Source organism: Variovorax sp. dw_308 (assembly GCF_019207085.1).
Lineage (GTDB): Bacteria > Pseudomonadota > Gammaproteobacteria > Burkholderiales > Burkholderiaceae_C > Variovorax.
The window spans coordinates 18,739-37,146 of sequence record NZ_JAATOM010000011.1; the positions used below are offsets into that span (position 1 = coordinate 18,739).

An 18,408-nucleotide genomic window follows, 5' to 3' on the forward strand; every position below is an offset into this window, starting at 1 on the left:
GCGGAGGCATTCATGACCAGGCGAATGTCCTACGAGGGCGTTGCAGTGGCCGTGCCGGTCACCGTCCCCTACATCCGCTACTCGACCCGCACCGCGCACTGGTTCATCGGCCATGCGGTCGATGCGCTGGTGAAGGCGAGTGGGCTGAAGAAGGAACAGATCGACGGCCTGTGCCTCAGCAGCTTCTCGCTGGTGCCCGACACGGCCGTTGGCGTGACGCAGCACCTGGGCCTGTCGCCGCGCTGGCTCGACCACGTGCCCACGGGCGGAGCGTCCGGCGTGATGTGCCTGCGCCGCGCCGCGCGTGCGGTGCAGTCGGGCGATGCGGATGTGGTGGCCTGCGTGGCCGCCGACACCAACCATGTCGACTCCTTCCGCCAGACGCTGGGCGCCTTCAGCAACTTCGCGCGCGATGCAACCTATCCCTACGGCGCCGGCGGACCCAACTCGATCTTCGCCTTCATCACGGCGAACTACATGCGCACCTATGGCGCAAAGCGCGAGGACTTCGGTCGCATCGCCGTCGACCAGCGTACCAACGCGCTCGGCAATCCGCACGCGATGTTCAGGAAGCCATTGACGCTCGACGAGTACATGGCCGCGCGGCCGATCTCCGACCCGATCCACCTGTTCGACTGCGTGATGCCGTGCGCCGGCGCGGAGGCCTTCCTCGTGATGAGCGAGGAACGGGCGCGCGACCTGGGCTTGCCGCACGCCATGATCCGCGGCGCCATCGAGCGTCACAACGCCTTCAGCGAAGACCCGGTGATGACGCGCGGCGGCTGGCGCGTCGACCGCGACGACCTCTATGCGCAAGCCGACATCAAGCCGGAGGCGCTCGACTTCGTGCAGACCTACGACGACTACCCGGTGATCGTGATGATGCAGTTCGAAGACCTGGGCTTTTGCGAGAAGGGCGAGGGCTCGGCCTTCGTGCAGTCGCATGGCATGACGTTCGAGGGCAGCTTTCCGAACAACACGAGCGGGGGCCAGTTGTCTGCCGGACAGGCCGGCGCGGCAGGCGGCTTCCTGGGCATGACGGAGACGATCCGCCAGCTCACCGACGCAGCCGGGCCACGCGCGGTGAAGGACGCTCGGCTCGGTCTCGTCGCCGGCTTCGGCATGGTGACCTACGACCGCTGCCTGTGTACTGGCGCGGTCATCCTCGGGAGGCCCGCATGACGATGCCCTTGATGCGCCCCAAGCGCAAGAACCCGGTCCTGCGCACGCGGCAGATGAACCTGCCCCCATGGGCACGCGGACGCGTCGCGCTCGGCATCACCGCCGCCGCAGCGGAAGGCCGCTTCGAACTGCAGGAGTGCAAGGAGTGCGGGACCGTGCAGTACCCGCCGCGCGAGGCCTGCCACAAGTGTCTGTCGGCTGCCCTGCGTTGGCGTGAGCAGTCAGGTGAAGGCAACTTGCTGGCCACCACCACGCTGCACCACAGCAACGACATGTACTTCCGCGAGCGCCTGCCCTGGCGCCTCGGCCTCGTGCATCTGGACGCCGGCCCGACGCTGATGGTCCACATGCACGGCGAGGTCGGCGATGCACCCACGCGCGTGCGCGTCGGCGCCCGGCTGGACCGGGCAGGACAAGCGGTATTGATTGGATTTCCGAACGAAGGGAGCGCCCATATGGCCGATGACAAGATGCTGCGTGAAATGACCAGCGACCCGAAATTCCGCAAGGTGCTGGTGACAGACGGCAAGACGGAAGTGGGCCAAGCCCTGGTCCGCGCGCTGGTCAAGGCCGGCGCCGACATCGTGTGGGTCGGCCATGCGGAACCATGGAAGAAGACGGGTGGCCTGGAAGACATCACGGCGCTGCCGCAGGTGACGCTGGTCCCGCTCGACCTGACCAACGGCCGCTCGGTGACCGAACTGGCCGGCGAGATCGGCGGCAAGGTCGACATCGTCATCAACAACGCCGAGGTGCACCGCACCTTCGGCATCGGCGCGCGGCGCGGCACCGACGTGGCCAAGGCCGAGATGGACATCAACTACTTCGGCCTGCTGCGACTGGCGCAGGAGTTCGGTCCGGCACTCAAAGGGCGCTCCGCCGATGGCGAGACCGGCGCGACCGCATGGGTCAACCTGCTCTCGGTCTATGCGCTGAGCAACTTCCCGCCGCACGGCACCTTCAGCGCATCGAAGGCCGCGGCATATTCGCTCGCGCAATGCCTGCGCGCCGAGATGCGGCCGGCCGGCATCCGCGTGATCAATGTCTTCCCCGGCCCGATCGACGACGAGTGGAACCAGCATGTGCCACCGCCCAAGCTGCTGTCGGGCACGCTGGCGAATGCGATCGTGAAGGCGCTGCGCGATGGCGTCGAGGACGTCTACCCCGGCGACGTGGCGCAGGAATGGCTGGAACGCTGGCGTGACAACCCGAAGGTGCTTGAACGCGAACTCGCGGCCGGTGGCAGTTGAACTCCAAGGATTCGAACAAATGACGACAAGCACCCTCGCATCCGCCGCCGAACTGCTCGGCGGCCTGGTGAGCGCCATGCAGACCGGCCGCATCCGCGTGGTCGACCTCACGCAGACGCTCACCCCCGAGTTCCCGCAGATCGCGCTGCCGCCCGAGATGGGCCAGTGCTGGCCCTTCCGCATCGAGGAGGTCTCGCACTACGACGAGCGCGGCCCGGGCTGGTACTGGAACAACTTCTCCTGCGGCGAGCACACCGGCACCCACTTCGACGCACCGATCCACTGGATCTCCGGCAAGGACCTGCCGAACAACTCGGTCGACACGATTCCCGTGCAGCACTTCGTCGCGCCGGCCTGCGTCATCGACTGCTCGGAACAGGTGAAGGCCAACCACGACTACCTGATGACCGTCGAGGACATCGAGCGCTACGAAGCCGCGCATGGCCGCATCCCCAAGGGCGCGTGGGTGCTGATGCGCACCGACTGGTCGCAGCGCCAGGACCCCGAGGCCTACCAGAACTTCGACGAGACCGGACAGCACACACCCGGCCCGAGTTCCGAGGCGGTGCGCTTCATGGTAGAGCAGCGCGACGTGCTCGGCTTCGGCTCCGAGGCCATCGGCACCGATGCGGGCCAGGGCTATCACCTGCGCCCGCCGTACCCTTGCCACTACTACATGCACGGCGCCGGACGCTACGGCTTGCAGTGCCTCTGCAACCTCGACCAGCTCCCGCCCGCTGGCGCGGTGCTGATCTGCCCGCCGTTGAAGATCCAGAAGGGCAGCGGCAGCCCCTTGCGCGTGCTGGCGCTGGTGGAGGGCTGAACCATGACCATCCGCAAGGTTGCAGCAGTCACTGGCGGCAGCGCCGGCATCGGCAAGGCCATCTGCGAGGACCTGCTCGCCAGGGACTATGAAGTCATCTCGCTCGCGCGCCGCAAGAGCGACATCGCGCATCCGAAGATGCACAGCATCGAGGTCGACCTGATGGACCGCGCGGCCACCGGCCAGGCGGTGCACCAGCTCGCGCACCAATTCGACGTGAACACGGTGGTGCACAACGCCGGCGTGATCCGCGCCGCCTTGCTGGCCGACGTGAAGCTCGACGACCTGGATGCGCTGGTCGACCTGCACCTCGGCTGCGCCATCCAGCTGGTGCAGGCCACGCTGCCGACGATGCGGACACAGCGCTTCGGCCGCGTGGTGCTGCTGTCGTCGCGCGCCGCGGTCGGCCTGGCCACGCGCACCAGCTACTCCGCGACCAAGGCCGGCATGCTGGGCATGGCGCGCACCTGGGCGCTGGAACTGGCGCCGGAAGGCATCACCGTCAACGTTGTCGCGCCGGGTCCGATTCGCACCGACATGTTCTTTGACGTGGTGCAGGAGGGCAGCGACAAGGAACGCGCGCTTGCAGCATCGGTGCCGGTCAAGCGACTCGGCGAATCCGCCGACGTGGCCCGCGCGGTGAGTTTCTTCGCCGACCCGGCCAACAGCTTCGTGACCGGGCAGGTGCTGTACGTCTGCGGCGGCACCAGCGTCGGCAGCCTCGCGCTCTAGCGGTAGTTCCTCTTGTGGCCCGCGAATTGCTTCGTTAATATTGTTTAGAGCTAAACAATTTACAAATCATATTGTTGTGCATTTTCCGTTCGACCTCCACCCAAGGAACGCCATGAAATCCTCATCCCGCCTCTGCATCCGAACTGGCCTGGCGCTGGGCCTCGGCGCGCTTGCCGTCGTCAATGCTTTTGCGGCCGACCTCAAGGTCGGCTTCATCACCTCGCTCTCGGGCCCGGTGTCCTCGCTGGGCATCCCTTATGAAAAGGGCATCAAGGCCGGCATGGCCTACAAGTCGGAAGTGGCGGGCCACAAGATCACGATGGTGCAGCTCGACGACGCGTCCGATCCGACGACGGCCGCGCGCAATGCCCGCAAGATGATCGAGGAAGACAAGGTCGACTTGATCATCGGCACGGCCGGTTCTCCGGGCGCGCTGGCCATCGCGGCCGTGGCCCGCGAGACGAAGACGCCGCTGATCTCGATTGCCAACGCCAACCTGCCGGGCGAGGAGGGCGCGTGGATGGTCACGCTTCCGCAGCCCGCGCCGCTGATGGTGAGCGCGGTGGTCGAGCGGATGAAGAAGTCGGGCGTGAAGACGGTCGGCTACATCGGCTTCTCGGACGCGTGGGGCGACCTGGTCTACGACGCGCTGAACAAGAGCGCCGAGCCGGCCGGCATCAAGGTGGTGAGCAACGAGCGCTATGCGCGTTCGGATACCTCGGTGGCAGGGCAGGTGCTGAAGATCGTCGCATTGCGGCCTGACGCGGTCATCACCGGCACCTCGGGCACGCCCGGCGCGCTGCCCTACCTGGCGCTGACCGATCGTGGCTACAAGGGCCAGATCTACGGCACGCATGCCTTGATCAACCCTGACTTCGTGCGCGTGGGCGGGCCGTCGGTCGAAGGACTGCTGGCGCCTACGGGGCCTGTGATCGTGGCCGAGCAGTTGCCCGAAGGCAATCCGATGCGCAAGGTGTCGATGGACTTCCGCGCGGCCTACCAGAAGGCCAACGGCGCGGCACCGACCGATGCGTTCTCCGCCTATTCCTTCGACGGCTGGCTGGTGATGCTCGATGCGGCTTCGCGCACCAAGGGCGAGCCGGGCACGCCGCAATACCGGGTGGCCTTGCGCGATGCGATCGTGAGCACGAAGGAGTTGGTGGGCACGCACAGCGTCTACAACTTCAAGCCGGACAACCGCTACGGGTCGGACGAGCGCTCGCGCGTGATCGTCAAGCTTGAAAAGGGCCAGTGGAAGCTGGTGCCGTGACCATGAAACAACCTGCACGCCTGTTCGTTGCCGCTGCGCTGGCGCTGGGCGTGGCGCAGGCCTTTGCGGCGGACCTGAAGATCGGCTTGGTCAGTTCGCTGTCGGGGCCGGTCGCAGCGCTCGGCATTCCGTATGAGAAGGGCATTCGCGCGGCTATCGCGGAGCATCCGACGATCGGCGGCCGCAAGGTCGAGCTGATCGTGCTGGACGATGCGTCGGACCCGACGACCGCCGGGCGCAATGCGCGCAAGCTGGTGGTGGACGACAAGGTGGACGTGCTGATCGGCACCTCGGGCGTGCCGGGTGCGATGGCGATCGCGGCGGTGGCGAACGAGCTGAACACGCCGTTGATCTCGCCGACGCCGGTGGTCATTCCAGGCCCCGAGGGTGCATGGACGGTGACGGTGTCGCAGCCGTTTCCGCTGATGGTGGCGGCGGTGGTGGAGCGCATGAAGAAGCAGGGAGTGAAGACAGTGGCCTTCATCGGTTTCTCCGATGCGCTGGGCGACCTGGCTTATGACTCGCTGGTGAAGAGCGCGGAGCCGGCGGGCATCAAGATCGTTGCGAACGAGCGTTATGCGCGGTCGGACTCATCGGTGGCGGGGCAGGTGTTGAAGATCGTGGCGCAGCGACCGGACGCGGTATTCGCGGGGAACTCGGGGACGCCGGGGGCGCTGCCTTATCTCGCATTGGCGGAGCGGGGCTACAAGGGGCAGATCTACGGGACGCACGGGCTGATCAACGCGGATTTCGTGCGGGTGGGCGGTGCATCCATCGAGGGCTTGCAGGTGCCGAGCGGGCCGGTGCTGGTGGCGGACCAGCTGCCGGACGCCAATCCGATCAAGAAGGTGTCAATGGGGTTCCGGGCGGCCTACCAGAAGACGAATGGTTCCGTGCCGACGGACGCGTTTTCTTCGTACACCTATGACGCGTACCTGCTGCTGGCGGATGCTGCGTCGCGCGTGAAGGTGGAGCCGGGAACGCCGCAGTATCGTGCGGCCCTGCGCGATGCGATCGTGAGTACGAAGGAGCTGGTGGGGACGCACGGGGTCTACAACTTCAAGCCGGACAACCGGTATGGGTCGGACCAGCGGGCTGTGGTGATCGTGCGGATGGAGAAGGGGCAGTGGAAGCTGGTTCCCTGACTTTTATGTCTACGCCTTCATCCTTGGTTCGGTGTCGTTGGAACGGGCGCCCGTCATGCGGTGCGCGCCGGGTGCCTTCACTGTGCCGGCCGCTTCGCGGCTCCCCTGCGCTGCTCGGCGGCACAGAGGCGGCACCCGTCGCGCACCGCATGCCGGGCTCAGGGTGTTCAATGGGCGCGCTCGCTGCTGTCGCTCCCGGGTCCGTCGCGCGATCGATCGTCACCGTCACCGGTGTCGCCGCCGCATGAACTACCGCGACCATCCCGACGCGATCCGCGCACTCGTACAGGAGGACCGCGTCCATCGCGACCTGTATCTGAGCGATGAACTGTTCGCGCTGGAGCAGGAGCACTTCTTCGCCAACACCTGGAACTATCTCGGGCATGCGAGCCAAGTGCCGAACGCGGGCGACTTTCTGGCGCAGGACATTGCCGGCAAGCCGCTCTTGATGGTGCGCCAGGCCGATGGCGGCATCCGCGTTTTCTACAACCGCTGCGCGCACAAGGGCACGCAACTGGTCAGCGACACCTGTGGCAACACCGGCAAGTTCTTTCGCTGTCCGTACCACGCATGGACCTACAAGCTCGACGGGTCGCCGCTCGCGATCCCGATCAAGAGCGGGTACGAAGGCACGCGGCTGAAGGAATGCGAGTCGGGGCAGGGGCTGACCGCGGTGACGCATGTGGCCGTGTATCGCGAGTTCGTGTTCGTGCGGCTCGGGGATGACGGGCCGGGCTTCGAGGACTACTTCGGCGAGGTGCTGCGCGCCATCGACAACATGGTCGATCGCTCGCCAGAAGGCAAGCTCACGCTGGCCGGCGGTGCGATGCGCAACATCATCCATTGCAACTGGAAGATGTACCTCGAGAACATCAACGACACGGTGCATCCGATGTCGACGCACGAGTCGGCCACGCGGGCGGCCAACACGGTGTGGAAAGACCGCGCGGCCGATGAGCCCAAGCCGATGGCGATGGAGCAGATCCTGCCGTTCGGCTCGGGCTACGATTTCTTCGACAAGATGGGCGGACGGGTGTTCGCGCATGGGCACAGCGTGCTGGGGATCAACTTCAGCATCCATTCCAACTATGCGCAACTGCCCGACTATGAAGCGGCGATGCGCGCGGCCCACGGCGCGGAGCGCGCAACCGAGATCCTGCAGCGGTCACCACAGAACTCGGTGCTGTTTCCGAGCCTGTCGGTGAAGGGGGCGCCGCAAGCCATTCGCGTGATCCGGCCGCTGGCCGCGAACCGCACGCTGGTGGAGGCCTACGCGTTTCGTGCGGCCGGTGCGCCGGATGTGCTGTTCGAGCGCGCCATGAGCTACAACCGGCTCGTGTTCTCGCCGATGTCGATGGTCGCGCATGACGACGTGCATCTGTTCGAGAGCATGCAGCAAGGGCTGCGCGCCGAAGGCAACGAATGGGTGAGCCTGCATCGCGACTTCAAGGCTGGCGAATTCGATGTGGCCGCGCAGGACACCAACGGCACCAACGAACTGCTGATGCGCAACCAGTTCCGCGCCTGGGCGCGGTTCATGACGCTGGGCATGGAGACTGCAGCTTGAACACCGTCGCGGCCGCCCAGACCTTCGATGAGACTTCGCTGCGCGGCTTCGTCGCGCACGAGGCCGCATTGCTCGACGAACGACGCTTCGACGAGTGGCTCGACCTGTTCGCCGACGACGGCCGCTACTGGGTGCCGCTGCTCGGCCGCATGCAGCAGGACCCGCACTCGCACAACTCGCTTGCCTATGAAGACAAGCTGCTGCTCCAGGTGCGCATCGAGCGACTGAAAGATCCGCGCGCGCATTCGCAGCATCCGCCCAGCCATTGCCAGCATGTGCTGCAGGCGGCCACCATCGAGCGCATCGATGTTGACGCGGGCACGGCCATGCTGCGCACACCCTTCCTCTACGTCGAGGCGCGCGGCGAGCAGCAACTGATGCTCGCCGGCAGCTACCAGCACACCCTGGTTCGCACCGCGGATGGCTTGCGCATCCGGCAGAAGCGCGTGGACCTGCTCGGTGCCGAGCGCGCCTTGCCGGCCGTGCAACTGTTCATCTGAATCCTGATTTTCCGAACCCCAACCCCACGAGGAGTTTTTCAATGAATCGCTTGATGCAGACCCTGACCCGCAGCGCGGTGGCGGCGGCCGTGATGACCGTGTTCGCCGCGAGCGCACTGGCGGCCGATCTCAAGGTCGGGCTGAGCGTTTCGCTGTCCGGCCCCAACTCGTCGCTCGGCGTGCCCTACTCGAAGGGCATGGCTGCCGCGCAGGCCTACAAGAGCGAGATCAACGGGCGCAAGGTGCAACTCATCGTGCTCGACGACGGCTCCGATCCGACCACGGCCGGGCGCAATGCGCGCAAGCTGATCGAGGAAGAGAAGTGCGACGTGATCATGGGCACCTCGGGCGTGCCGGCCGCCATCGCGATGGCGCAGGTCGCCAAGGAAACCAAGACGCCGATGATCGGCCTCACGCCCATCCTGCTCGACGCGGCCGACAACCCCTGGGTCGTGACGGTCGCGCAGCCAACGCAGCTCATGATCGACGCGGTGGTCGAGCGCATGAAGCGCAACAACGTGAAGACGGTCGGCTACATCGGCTTCACCGATGCCTGGGGCGACCTGGTCTACACCGCGCTGATGAAGGCCGCGCCCAAGGCCGGAATCACGGTGGTGAGCAACGAGCGTTATGCACGCGCCGACGCGTCGGTCACCGGCCAGGTGCTGAAGATCGTCGCGCTCAAGCCCGATGCAGTGATGACCGGCGGCGCGGGCACGCCCGGCGCGCTGCCCTTCCTCGCGTTGCAGGAGCGCGGCTACAAGGGCGGCGTGTACGGCCAGCACGGCCTGATCAACCCCGACTTCGTGCGTGTGGTCGGCGCGGCCGGGCAGGGCGCCCTGATGCCGACCGGCCCGATCATCGTGGCGGAGCAACTGCCCGACAGCAACCCCACCAAGAAGATCGGCCTGGACTTCCGCCAAGTCTTCCAGAAGGTCAACAACGCGCCGACGACCGACGCGTTCTCGGCCTATTCCTTCGACGGCTGGCTGGTGTTTGCGGATGCCGCCGCACGGGCCAAGGGCGAGCCGGGCACGCCGGAGTTCCGCGTGGCGCTGCGCGACGCGATCTTCAGCACCAAGGAAGTGGTGGGCACGCATGGCGTCTACACCTTCAAGCCGGGCGACATCTCCGGCGTCGACGAACGCGCACGGGTGATCGTCAAGCTCGAAGACGGCAAGTGGAAGCTGGCCCCCTGAATGCGCGCTGCTGACATGAATAAAAAGGGAGCGCTTCAATGACCTGGGACGTGGCCCTCATCCTGGGCATCGACGGCCTGGCCAACGGTGCCGTCTATCTGCTTGCCGGCCTCGGGCTGGTGCTGATCTTCTCGGTCACGCGGGTGGTGTTCGTGCCCTTCGGCGACGTGGCCGCTTTCGCGGCGCTGACGCTGGCAGCCTTCGAGACCGGCCGCACGCCGCCGACCATCGGCCTGGTGCTGACGTTGGCCTTGCTGGCCACGCTGACCGAGGTGGGCAGCCTGGTGCGGCGCGGCGAATACGCGCGAATCCCCAAGGCAGTGGCGGCATGGGGATTGCTCCCCGCGGTGCCCTGCCTGCTGGCCTGGCTGGCCGCGCGCGCAGGCATGCCGGCGGCGCTGCAGATCGCGGCCTCGGTGCTGCTGGTGGTGCCCATCGCGCCGCTGCTGGCGCGGGTGGTGTTCCAGCCGATCGCGGATGCTTCGGTGCTGGTGCTGCTCATCGTCTCGTTGGCGCTGCACTTCCTGCTGTCGGGGCTGGGCCTGCTGTTCTTCGGGCCCGAAGGTTCGCGCACGCAACCGCTGGCATCCGGCATGCTCACGCTGGGCGATGGCTTCACGGTGAGCGGGCAGGTGATCCTGATGGTGACCTCGGCCCTCGTGCTCAGCGGCTTGTTCTTCCTGGTGTTCGAGCGCACGGTGGCCGGCAAGGCGCTGCGCGCCACCGCCGTCAATCGCGTGGGCGCGCGGCTCGTGGGCATCCGGCCGGCGCGCACCGCCATGCTGGCCTACGGCTGCGCCTCGCTGCTGGCGGGTCTCATCGGCATCCTGATCGCGCCAGTGACGACGATGTACTACGACTCCGGCTTCATCATCGGCCTGAAGGCTTTCGTGGCCGCGATCATCGGCGGGCTCGTGAGCTATCCGATGACTGCTGTCGGCGCCCTGGCCGTCGGTCTGGTGGAGAGCTTCGCTTCGTTCTGGAGCGGGGCGCTGAAGGATGTGATCGTGTTCAGCCTGCTCATTCCGGTGCTGATGCTGCGTTCGTTCCTCACGTCGCATGTGGAAGAGGATGAAGAGGAGTTGGATCAATGAATCACAAGACCAACTTCCGCTTGTTGATCGGCGTTGTGATTCTTGCCATCGCGGTGGCGCCCCTGCTCCTCGGCAACTTCACCGTGTCGTTGATGAACGACATCGGCATCGGCGCACTCGTGGCCCTGGGGCTGGTGCTGCTGACCGGGGTGGGCGGCGCGACCTCCTTCGGGCAGGCCGCCTTCGTCGGCATCGCAGCCTATGCGACGGCCTGGCTGACGACGGCGCAAGGCATGTCGCCGTGGATCGGGCTGTTGTTCGCGCTGTTGCTGACAGGCTTGTCTGCGCTGGCGATCGGCATGCTCACGCTGCGGCTGGGCGGGCACTTCCTGCCACTGTCGACCATCGCCTGGGGCCTGTCGATCGCGATGCTGTTCGGCAACGTCGATGCGCTGGGCCGCCATACCGGTTTGTCGAACATTCCGCCGTTGAGCGTGGCGGGCTGGTCGTTGGTCGAGCCGCGCGCCATTTACTACCTGATCTGGTTCATCGTTGGCTTGGCGATCCTGTTCAGCTACAACCTGCTGGCATCGCGGCCCGGCCGCGCGATCCGCAGCCTGCGTGGCGGCGCGACGCTGCTGGCCAGCGTAGGCGCGGATGCCTATCGCGTGCGCCTGTCGCTGTTCGTACTGGCGGCCCTGTTCGCGGCACTGGCCGGCTGGTTGTACGCGCACATGAACCGCTTCGTCAGCCCTGCGCCTTTCGACGTCCGGGCCAGCATCGAGTACCTGCTGATGGCGGTGTCTGGCGGGCTCGGGCAACTGGCGGGTGCGGTGGTGGGATCGGGCCTGGTGCTGGTGCTGAAGAACGCGCTTCAGGATGTGCTGCCGATGCTGACGCAGCGCGCCGGCCAGCTCGAATCCATAACCTTCGCGGCGCTGTTCATCCTGCTGGTGCACTTTGCGCGCGGCGGGTTGATGGGCTTCGTGCGCAAGCTGACGCAGGGCCGCTTCGCCGCGCCGCGCCCGGACGAGAAGCTCGCAGCGCCGGTCGAGCCGCTGCCGCATCGCCAGCTACCGGCGCGCGGCACGCGCATCCTGTCGGTCAACGGCGCGGTCAAGCGCTTCGGTGGCCTGGTAGCGGTGAACGAAGTGAGCTTCGACGTGAACGCGGGCGAGATCATCGGGCTGATCGGCCCGAACGGCGCTGGCAAGTCGACGATGTTCAACCTGTTGACCTGCACGCTGCCGATGACAGCCGGACAGGTGCGTTTCCTCGAGCGCGACATCGCGGGCATGCCGCAGCGTGAGGTGGCGCGGCTGGGCCTGGCGCGCACCTTCCAGCATGTGAAGCTGCGTCCGCAGATGAGCCTGCTCGACAACGTCGCGCTCGGCGCCCATTCGCGCACCCAGGCTGGCGTGCTCAAGGCGGGCTTGCGGCTCGACCGCGCGGAGGAACGCCAGATCCTGCAGGAAGCCAAGCGGCAACTGGACCGCATCGGCCTGGGCGACCGCGCGCATGAACTCGCGGGCAGCCTGCCGCTGGGCACGCAACGCATCCTGGAGATCGCGCGCGCACTCGCGGCGGACCCGGTGCTGCTGGTGCTCGACGAACCTGCCGCCGGCCTGCGCCGCAAGGAAAAGATGGCCCTCGGCGACCTGCTGCGCAAGCTGCGCGAGGAAGGCGTGACGATCCTGATCGTCGAACATGACATGGACTTCGTGATGAAACTGGTGGACCGTCTGGTCGTGATGAACTTCGGCTCCAAGCTGGTCGAGGGCGTGCCCTCGGCGGTGCGCGCGGATGAGCGTGTGCAGGCGGCTTATCTGGGGAGCGTGGCATGAGCGAAGCGTCCATCGCGGAACGGGAGGCACTGCAATGACAGCCATGCTGGAGATCGGCGACCTGCATGTGTCCTATGGGCAGGTCGACGCGGTGCGCGGCGTGTCGCTGTCGCTCGAGAAGGGCCAGATCATCTCGGTCATCGGCCCCAACGGCGCGGGCAAGACGACCTTGCTCGCCGCGGCGATGGGCCTGCTGCCTTCCAAGGGCATCCTCAAGTTCGAAGGCGAGGACATGCACGGCCTGGACGTGGAGTCGCGGGTGGAACGCGGCCTCTGCCTCGTGCCGGAAAAACGGGAGCTGTTCGGTGAACTCACCGTACTCGACAACCTGCAACTCGGCGCCTACACCCAGCGCCTGCGCAGCGATGCGCTGAAGAAGCGGCTGCAGTCGGTGTACGACCGCTTTCCGCGCCTGGCCGAACGCAAATCACAGCGCGCCAATACGCTCTCCGGCGGCGAGCGGCAGATGCTCGCGGTCGGCCGCGCGCTGATGTCGGCGCCGCGCCTCCTGATGCTCGACGAGCCCAGCCTCGGCCTCGCGCCGCTGGTGGTGCGCGACATCCTCACCATCGTGCGCAAGCTGCGCGACGATGGCGTGTCGATCCTGCTGGTGGAGCAGAACGCGCGCGCCGCGCTGGAGAGTTCCGACGAAGGCTATGTGCTGGAAACGGGCGAGATCGCGCTGCACGGCGCGTCCCAGGCGCTCGCCGGCGACCCGCGCGTGCAGGCCACCTATCTGGGCGGTGGCACGCATGACGATGACTGATCGACAGGCGATCGCGCGAGGCCGCGCATGAAGGCAACCGAAGCCTTGCACCCGCCCGCTCGCACACTGCCGGCCATGCTGCAAGGCCTCGCAGCGCGCTTCGGCGACAAGCCCTTGCTCTCGATCGCCGGCACGCGCTGGACGCATGCCGAGGCCGCCGGCATCGTGGCCCGCCGCGCAGGCGCACTTCAACGCGCCGGTGTGCAACGCGGCGACCGCGTGGCGCTCATGTGCGGCAACCGCGTCGAATGCCTCGAAGTGTTCCTCGCGTGCGGATGGATCGGCGCCGTTTCGGTGCCAATCAACACCGCGTCGATGGGCCCGCAACTCCAGTACTTCCTGGCCAACAGCGGTGCGCGTCTGCTGGTCATCGAGGATGCGCTGGCCGAAAGATTGCAGACGGCCGACCTGTCGCAAACCGGGCTTGCCTCGATCTGGACCGTGGGCGAGCCCGCGGAAGCCGCACAAGGCATCGGCGGTGTCCCCGTTGTCCGCATGCCCGATGACGGCGACGCCGTCGAGGCAGCCGGCGTGCAGCCGGGCGACACGCTCGCCATCCTCTACACCTCCGGCACTACCGGCCCGGCCAAGGGCGTGACCTGCCCGCATGCGCAGTTCCATTGGTGGGGCGCGAATACCGCGCGCATCCTCGGCGTGGGCGCCGACGACGTGCTGTGCACCACGCTCCCGCTCTTCCACATCAACGCCCTCAACACCTTCGCGCAAGCCGCACTCACCGGCGCCGAGGTGGTCTTCGCGCCGCGCTTCTCTGCTTCCGGGTTCTGGCCAGTGATGCAGGCCTGCGGCGCCACGGTGGTGTACCTGCTCGGCGCGATGGTGCCCATTCTGCTGGCGCAGCCCGAAGGCGAGGGCGAGCGGTCGCACCGTGTGCGCATCGGACTCGGCCCCGGCGTTCCCGCGCAGGCCGGTGCGGACTTTCGCCGACGCACCGGCGTGCAACTGCTCGAAGGCTACGGCTCCACCGAGACCAACTTCGTCATCGCCACGCGCCCCGACGCGCCGCGAACCGGCGTCATGGGCTGGCTGCAACCCGGCTTCGATGCCCGCGTTGCCGACGAGGCCGACGCCGCATTGCCCGATGGCGAAGCGGGCGAGTTGCTGCTGCGCGCCGACGAGCCCTTCGCCTTCGCCACCGGCTACTTCGACATGCCCGACAAGACCGTGGAGGCGTGGCGCAACCTCTGGTTCCACACCGGCGACCGCGTGGTGCGCGAGCCCGACGGCGCCTTCCGCTTCATCGACCGCATGAAGGACGCGATTCGCCGGCGCGGCGAGAACATCTCCTCGTACGAAGTGGAGCAGGTGCTGCTGAGCCATCCGGCGGTCGCGACCGTCGCGGTGTACCCGGTGCGCTCGGAACTGGCCGAGGACGAAGTCATGGCCTCGCTGATCATGCAGCCCGGCAGCCGCCTCGACGTGGCCGAACTCGCCAGCTTCTGCGAAGGCCGCCTGCCGTACTTCGCCATCCCTCGCTACATCGACATCGTCGAAGACTTGCCGCGCACCGAGAACGGCAAGCTCCAGAAATTCAAGCTGCGCGAACGCGGCGTGACCGCGACGACGTGGGATCGCGCGCCCACTCCCAGGAAGAAATGACAGACATGCAATCCCTTCACGACCGCCACGCCGTCGTCACAGGCGCGGCGCGCGGCATCGGCGCCGAGATCGCCCGCACGCTCGCGGCCGACGGCGCCAGGCTCACCTTGCTCGGCCGCCAGCGCGAGACCCTGCAACGTCTGGCCGATCAACTCCCCGGCAGCGGCCACTTCATCGCGGTGGCCGACGTGGCCGACCCGGCATCGGTGGCCGCCGCCTTCGCCGGGGCACGCGCGGCGCTCGGCCCGGTGGCGGTGCTCGTCAACAACGCCGGCCAGGCGGAGAGCGCGCCCTTCCAGAAGACCTCGCTCGAACTCTGGCAGCGCATGCTGGCCGTCAACCTCACCGGCACCTTCCTCTGCGCACAAGCCGCCTTGCCCGACATGCTGCAGGCCCGCTGGGGCCGCATCGTCAACATCGCGAGCACGGCGGGCCAGCGCGGCTATGCCTACGTCGCCGCCTACACGGCCGCCAAGCATGGCGTGGTCGGCCTGACGCGCTCGCTCGCACTCGAAGTCGCGCGCAAGGGCATCACGGTCAACGCCGTGTGCCCGGGCTACACCGACACCGACATCCTGCGCGACAGCGTCGCCAACGTGGTCGCCAAGACAGGGCGCAGCGCCGATGAAGCGATGGCCGAATTCGCGTCCGTCAACCCGCAGCAGCGCATCGTGCAGCCGGGCGAGGTGGCGAATGCGGTGCGCTGGCTGTGTGGCGACGGGGCAGCGTCCGTCACGGGGCAGTCGATATCCGTGTCGGGCGGCGAAGTGATGTGAGATGCTGATGTGAGGCGCGGGCCTTGCGGAAGCTCGCCGTTCAACTCTTCGGCATCAGCTTTTCGACAACCTGGTCGATGCTGAAGCTCGCCGCCCTTGCGCGGGGCGGGAACTCCTTGAAGCTCTCCAGCCACTTTGCAAGCAGTGGCGGCGCTGCATATTGGAGGAAGATGTTTTCCGTGAACCAGTCGTTGTACTTGAAGCTCTCCTCGCCGCGTTCGAACGGGTCGGAACGCAGGTCGAAGAACTTGGGAATGCGCATCGGCGAAAGCGGCTCGCGCCACACATCCAGCCCCTTGCTGCGCTGCTCCGCGAAGACGACCTTGTAGCGTCCCATGCGCACCGCCATCATGTCGCCGTCGTCACTCCAGTAGAGGAATCCCTGGCGAGGGCATTCTTCTTCCTTGCCCGACAGGAACGGCAGCAGGTTGTAGCCGTCCAGGTGCACCTTGAAAGTCTTCTCGCCGATCTTGTAGCCCTTCTTGACCTTCTCCACGAGTTCGGGCTCGCCACTGGCGGCCGCAAAGGTGGGAATGAAGTCCTGGAGCGAGCAGATGTCATTGATGACACGGCCAGGCTCGATGACGCCTGGCCAGCGCATGACGCAGGGAATGCGCCAGCCGCCTTCCCAGTTGGTGTCCTTTTCGCCGCGGAACGGTGTTGCCCCGCCGTCCGGCCATGACAGGACCTCGGCGCCGTTGTCCGTCGTGAAGACGACGACGGTGTTGTCGGCGACACCCAGGTCATCGAGCTTCTGAAGCAGCTCGCCGACATAGCCGTCCAGCTCGACCATCCCGTCGGGATACAGGCCAAAGCCGCTCTTTCCCCTCGACGACTCCTTGAGGTGGGTGAACACGTGCATGCGGGTCGGATTGAAGTAGCAGAACCAGGGACCGCCTTCCTTCGTCTTGCGGTCCATGAAATCCAGGGCCGCGCCGATGAACTCCTCGTCGACCGTTTCCATGCGCTTGCGCGTGAGCGGGCCCGTGTTCTCGATGACCTGCTTGCCCACCTTGCCGAATTGCTCGTCGACGGTCGCGTCATCCTTGTCGGTCGCCTTGCACCTCATCACGCCGCGCGGGCCAAACCTCTTCCGGAACGCCGGGTCCTTGGGGTAGTTTTCGTACTCGGGCTCTTCCTCGGCGTTGAGGTGATAGAGGTTGCCGAAGAATTCGTCGAAGCCGTGGACGGTCGGGAGATGCTCGTTGCGGTCGCCGAGATGGTTCTTCCCGAATTGGCCCGTGGCATAGCCGAAGCCCTTGAGGAACTCGGCGACCGAAGGGTCCTCGGCGCTCAGCCCCAGCGTCGCCCCGGGCATGCCCACCTTGGTGAGGCCGGTGCGGATGGGCGTCTGGCCTGTGATGAAAGCCGCCCGCCCCGCCGTGCAGCTCTGCTGGCCATAGAAGTCGGTGAACATCGCACCCTGCCGGGCAATGCGGTCGATGTTCGGTGTCCGGTAACCCATCACGCCGAGGTTGTAGGCGCTGACGTTGAACCAGCCGATATCGTCGGCCATGATGAACAGGATGTTCGGCTTCGCTGCGGTAGCCATCGGTGCTCCTTTGAGGCTTTGGGGATGAAGGACCGCGGCCATCATCCGCCACGATGGCCCGCCACGGTATCGCACCTTGGTGCAACGGAGCGGCCTGGCGGGTTCCAGTCCCGATGCCGCGTTCAGGTGACTGACGTAGGCGGTCGATGAAAGGACTTCGTACGACGTGAGCTACAGGGCGACTTCGACCGGAACGCCATCGCGGTCCCAGCCGAAGCGCACGCGATCGTGGAACGATTCTGCTTCGGCCAGGAATCCGGCGCGTGCTTCGGTTTCGATCCCCTCGTGCGCCGCATCCCATCCAATGCCACGGCGCAAGACGATGCCATGCGCTCCTCACGGGAATCCGCTTCAGGCGGCGTCCAGCACCGATGCCATTTGCGTGACGCAATCCTCGACGTGAGTGAGCAGCGTCTGCTGCGCGCGCTGCCAGTCACGGGCAAGTGCGCTCTCGAGCAGGATGTGGTGCTCGTCGGCCGCCTCCTGGCCCCGGAAGATGGCGGCGATCATCTGGTAGCGCAAGTACTTGTCGCAGATCGACGCGTAGGTCTGCAGCAGCAAGGGGGAATCGCATGCGGAGATCAGCGCAACGTGAAAGGCCCAGTCGTACTGGCGCCAGGTTTCCGGGGGAGCAGGATCGTTGGCCGCCATCCTCTTTTCCATCGTGGCGAGCTTGTGGTACGCCGCAACCACGCGGCCTTCCCATTCGAGGTCGCCGCGCTGGAATGACTCCTTGAGTCCGTGGCTCTCCAGAAGCAGGCGCATCGATGCCACATCGCGAAGGTCGGCTGACGAGACCGCGCTGACCTGGAAGCCGCGCGCGCCTTCGGCCACGAGCAAGCCTTCCGTGGCAAGGCGGCTGAAGAGCTCGCGCAACGTGCCGACGCTGGCGCCGTAAGCCTCTTTCATTCGCTCCAGCGGCAGGCGGCGCCCTGGCGTCAACCGGCCCAGCACGATGTCGGAGCGGATGCGGCGATAGGCGGTCTCGCCGATGGTGGCGCTGTCTGGGGAATCGAGAGAGATGTCGGTTGACACGGGTCGCTCCTGGAGGAGATCGAAGTTGAACACAGTGTTTGGATTGAACCGCACCGCTGGCAATCAGAGAATACCACGATCATTAAATACATTGCACATCATCTGACGATTCAATA

16 protein-coding genes are annotated in these 18,408 nt (G+C 66.5%); 14 read left to right on the forward strand and 2 right to left on the reverse strand.

Features of this window, described 5'->3' with window-relative positions; all coding sequences use genetic code 11:
* The first annotated feature begins 12 nt into the window (after nucleotides 1-12).
* The 14 genes from HCU76_RS20745 (at nucleotide 13) to HCU76_RS20810 (ending at nucleotide 15,705) form a co-directional block, all read left to right on the forward strand.
* Nucleotides 13-1,182 (forward strand): thiolase family protein, encoded by a 1,170-nt coding sequence (locus HCU76_RS20745; RefSeq protein WP_218510516.1) that lies wholly within the window; start codon nucleotides 13-15, stop codon nucleotides 1,180-1,182.
* On the forward strand, nucleotides 1,179-2,432 hold the full coding sequence (locus HCU76_RS20750; protein ID WP_218510517.1) for an SDR family NAD(P)-dependent oxidoreductase: 1,254 nt from the start codon (nucleotides 1,179-1,181) through the stop codon (nucleotides 2,430-2,432). The genes HCU76_RS20745 and HCU76_RS20750 overlap by 4 nt, the downstream gene beginning before the upstream one ends.
* Nucleotides 2,433-2,451: 19 nt before the next feature.
* Entirely contained in the window at nucleotides 2,452-3,255 is an 804-nt protein-coding gene (locus HCU76_RS20755; protein WP_218510518.1) for a cyclase family protein, read from the forward strand.
* Nucleotides 3,256-3,258: 3 nt separating this feature from the next.
* Nucleotides 3,259-3,987, forward strand: a complete 729-nt coding sequence (locus HCU76_RS20760) for an SDR family oxidoreductase (protein WP_218510519.1) — start codon at nucleotides 3,259-3,261, stop codon at nucleotides 3,985-3,987.
* Between the two features lie 112 nt (nucleotides 3,988-4,099).
* Nucleotides 4,100-5,257, forward strand: a complete 1,158-nt coding sequence (locus HCU76_RS20765) for an ABC transporter substrate-binding protein (RefSeq protein WP_218510520.1) — start codon at nucleotides 4,100-4,102, stop codon at nucleotides 5,255-5,257.
* Between the two features lie 2 nt (nucleotides 5,258-5,259).
* Nucleotides 5,260-6,402 (forward strand): ABC transporter substrate-binding protein, encoded by a 1,143-nt coding sequence (locus tag HCU76_RS20770; protein WP_213954138.1) that lies wholly within the window; start codon nucleotides 5,260-5,262, stop codon nucleotides 6,400-6,402.
* 244 nt (nucleotides 6,403-6,646) lie between these two features.
* On the forward strand, nucleotides 6,647-7,969 hold the full coding sequence (locus tag HCU76_RS20775; protein ID WP_218510521.1) for an aromatic ring-hydroxylating dioxygenase subunit alpha: 1,323 nt from the start codon (nucleotides 6,647-6,649) through the stop codon (nucleotides 7,967-7,969).
* Nucleotides 7,966-8,469 (forward strand): aromatic-ring-hydroxylating dioxygenase subunit beta, encoded by a 504-nt coding sequence (locus HCU76_RS20780; RefSeq protein ID WP_256354313.1) that lies wholly within the window; start codon nucleotides 7,966-7,968, stop codon nucleotides 8,467-8,469. The genes HCU76_RS20775 and HCU76_RS20780 overlap by 4 nt, the downstream gene beginning before the upstream one ends.
* 41 nt (nucleotides 8,470-8,510) lie before the next feature.
* Nucleotides 8,511-9,668: an ABC transporter substrate-binding protein gene (locus HCU76_RS20785; protein ID WP_218510522.1), complete on the forward strand. Its 1,158-nt coding sequence runs from the start codon at nucleotides 8,511-8,513 to the stop codon at nucleotides 9,666-9,668.
* Nucleotides 9,669-9,706: 38 nt separating this feature from the next.
* On the forward strand, nucleotides 9,707-10,762 hold the full coding sequence (locus HCU76_RS20790) for a branched-chain amino acid ABC transporter permease (RefSeq protein ID WP_218510523.1): 1,056 nt from the start codon (nucleotides 9,707-9,709) through the stop codon (nucleotides 10,760-10,762).
* Nucleotides 10,759-12,546, forward strand: a complete 1,788-nt coding sequence (locus tag HCU76_RS20795; protein WP_213954142.1) for an ATP-binding cassette domain-containing protein — start codon at nucleotides 10,759-10,761, stop codon at nucleotides 12,544-12,546. Before HCU76_RS20790 ends, HCU76_RS20795 begins: the two co-directional genes overlap by 4 nt.
* A 34-nt stretch (nucleotides 12,547-12,580) precedes the next feature.
* Nucleotides 12,581-13,312, forward strand: a complete 732-nt coding sequence (locus HCU76_RS20800; protein WP_213954143.1) for an ABC transporter ATP-binding protein — start codon at nucleotides 12,581-12,583, stop codon at nucleotides 13,310-13,312.
* Nucleotides 13,313-13,339: 27 nt separating this feature from the next.
* On the forward strand, nucleotides 13,340-14,929 hold the full coding sequence (locus HCU76_RS20805) for an ATP-dependent acyl-CoA ligase (RefSeq protein ID WP_218510524.1): 1,590 nt from the start codon (nucleotides 13,340-13,342) through the stop codon (nucleotides 14,927-14,929).
* Nucleotides 14,930-14,934: 5 nt separating this feature from the next.
* Nucleotides 14,935-15,705, forward strand: a complete 771-nt coding sequence (locus HCU76_RS20810) for an SDR family NAD(P)-dependent oxidoreductase (protein WP_218510525.1) — start codon at nucleotides 14,935-14,937, stop codon at nucleotides 15,703-15,705.
* Between the two features lie 40 nt (nucleotides 15,706-15,745).
* On the opposite strand, the gene HCU76_RS20815 is transcribed toward HCU76_RS20810, so the two are convergent.
* Both HCU76_RS20815 and HCU76_RS20820 read right to left on the reverse strand, forming a co-directional pair.
* Nucleotides 15,746-17,257 (reverse strand): arylsulfatase, encoded by a 1,512-nt coding sequence (locus HCU76_RS20815; RefSeq protein WP_218510526.1) that lies wholly within the window; start codon nucleotides 17,255-17,257, stop codon nucleotides 15,746-15,748.
* 351 nt (nucleotides 17,258-17,608) lie between these two features.
* On the reverse strand, nucleotides 17,609-18,292 hold the full coding sequence (locus HCU76_RS20820; RefSeq protein WP_213954148.1) for a GntR family transcriptional regulator: 684 nt from the start codon (nucleotides 18,290-18,292) through the stop codon (nucleotides 17,609-17,611).
* Between the last annotated feature and the right edge of the window lie 116 nt (nucleotides 18,293-18,408).

Coding starts and splice junctions, on each gene's coding strand:
- HCU76_RS20745 (WP_218510516.1), top strand. CDS start 13: ATGACCAGGCGAATGTCCTACGAGGGCGTTGCAGTGGCCGTGCCGGTC.
- HCU76_RS20750 (WP_218510517.1), top strand. CDS start 1,179: ATGACGATGCCCTTGATGCGCCCCAAGCGCAAGAACCCGGTCCTGCGC.
- HCU76_RS20755 (WP_218510518.1), top strand. CDS start 2,452: ATGACGACAAGCACCCTCGCATCCGCCGCCGAACTGCTCGGCGGCCTG.
- HCU76_RS20760 (WP_218510519.1), top strand. CDS start 3,259: ATGACCATCCGCAAGGTTGCAGCAGTCACTGGCGGCAGCGCCGGCATC.
- HCU76_RS20765 (WP_218510520.1), top strand. CDS start 4,100: ATGAAATCCTCATCCCGCCTCTGCATCCGAACTGGCCTGGCGCTGGGC.
- HCU76_RS20770 (WP_213954138.1), top strand. CDS start 5,260: ATGAAACAACCTGCACGCCTGTTCGTTGCCGCTGCGCTGGCGCTGGGC.
- HCU76_RS20775 (WP_218510521.1), top strand. CDS start 6,647: ATGAACTACCGCGACCATCCCGACGCGATCCGCGCACTCGTACAGGAG.
- HCU76_RS20785 (WP_218510522.1), top strand. CDS start 8,511: ATGAATCGCTTGATGCAGACCCTGACCCGCAGCGCGGTGGCGGCGGCC.
- HCU76_RS20790 (WP_218510523.1), top strand. CDS start 9,707: ATGACCTGGGACGTGGCCCTCATCCTGGGCATCGACGGCCTGGCCAAC.
- HCU76_RS20795 (WP_213954142.1), top strand. CDS start 10,759: ATGAATCACAAGACCAACTTCCGCTTGTTGATCGGCGTTGTGATTCTT.
- HCU76_RS20800 (WP_213954143.1), top strand. CDS start 12,581: ATGACAGCCATGCTGGAGATCGGCGACCTGCATGTGTCCTATGGGCAG.
- HCU76_RS20805 (WP_218510524.1), top strand. CDS start 13,340: ATGAAGGCAACCGAAGCCTTGCACCCGCCCGCTCGCACACTGCCGGCC.
- HCU76_RS20810 (WP_218510525.1), top strand. CDS start 14,935: ATGCAATCCCTTCACGACCGCCACGCCGTCGTCACAGGCGCGGCGCGC.
- HCU76_RS20815 (WP_218510526.1), bottom strand. CDS start 17,257: ATGGCTACCGCAGCGAAGCCGAACATCCTGTTCATCATGGCCGACGAT.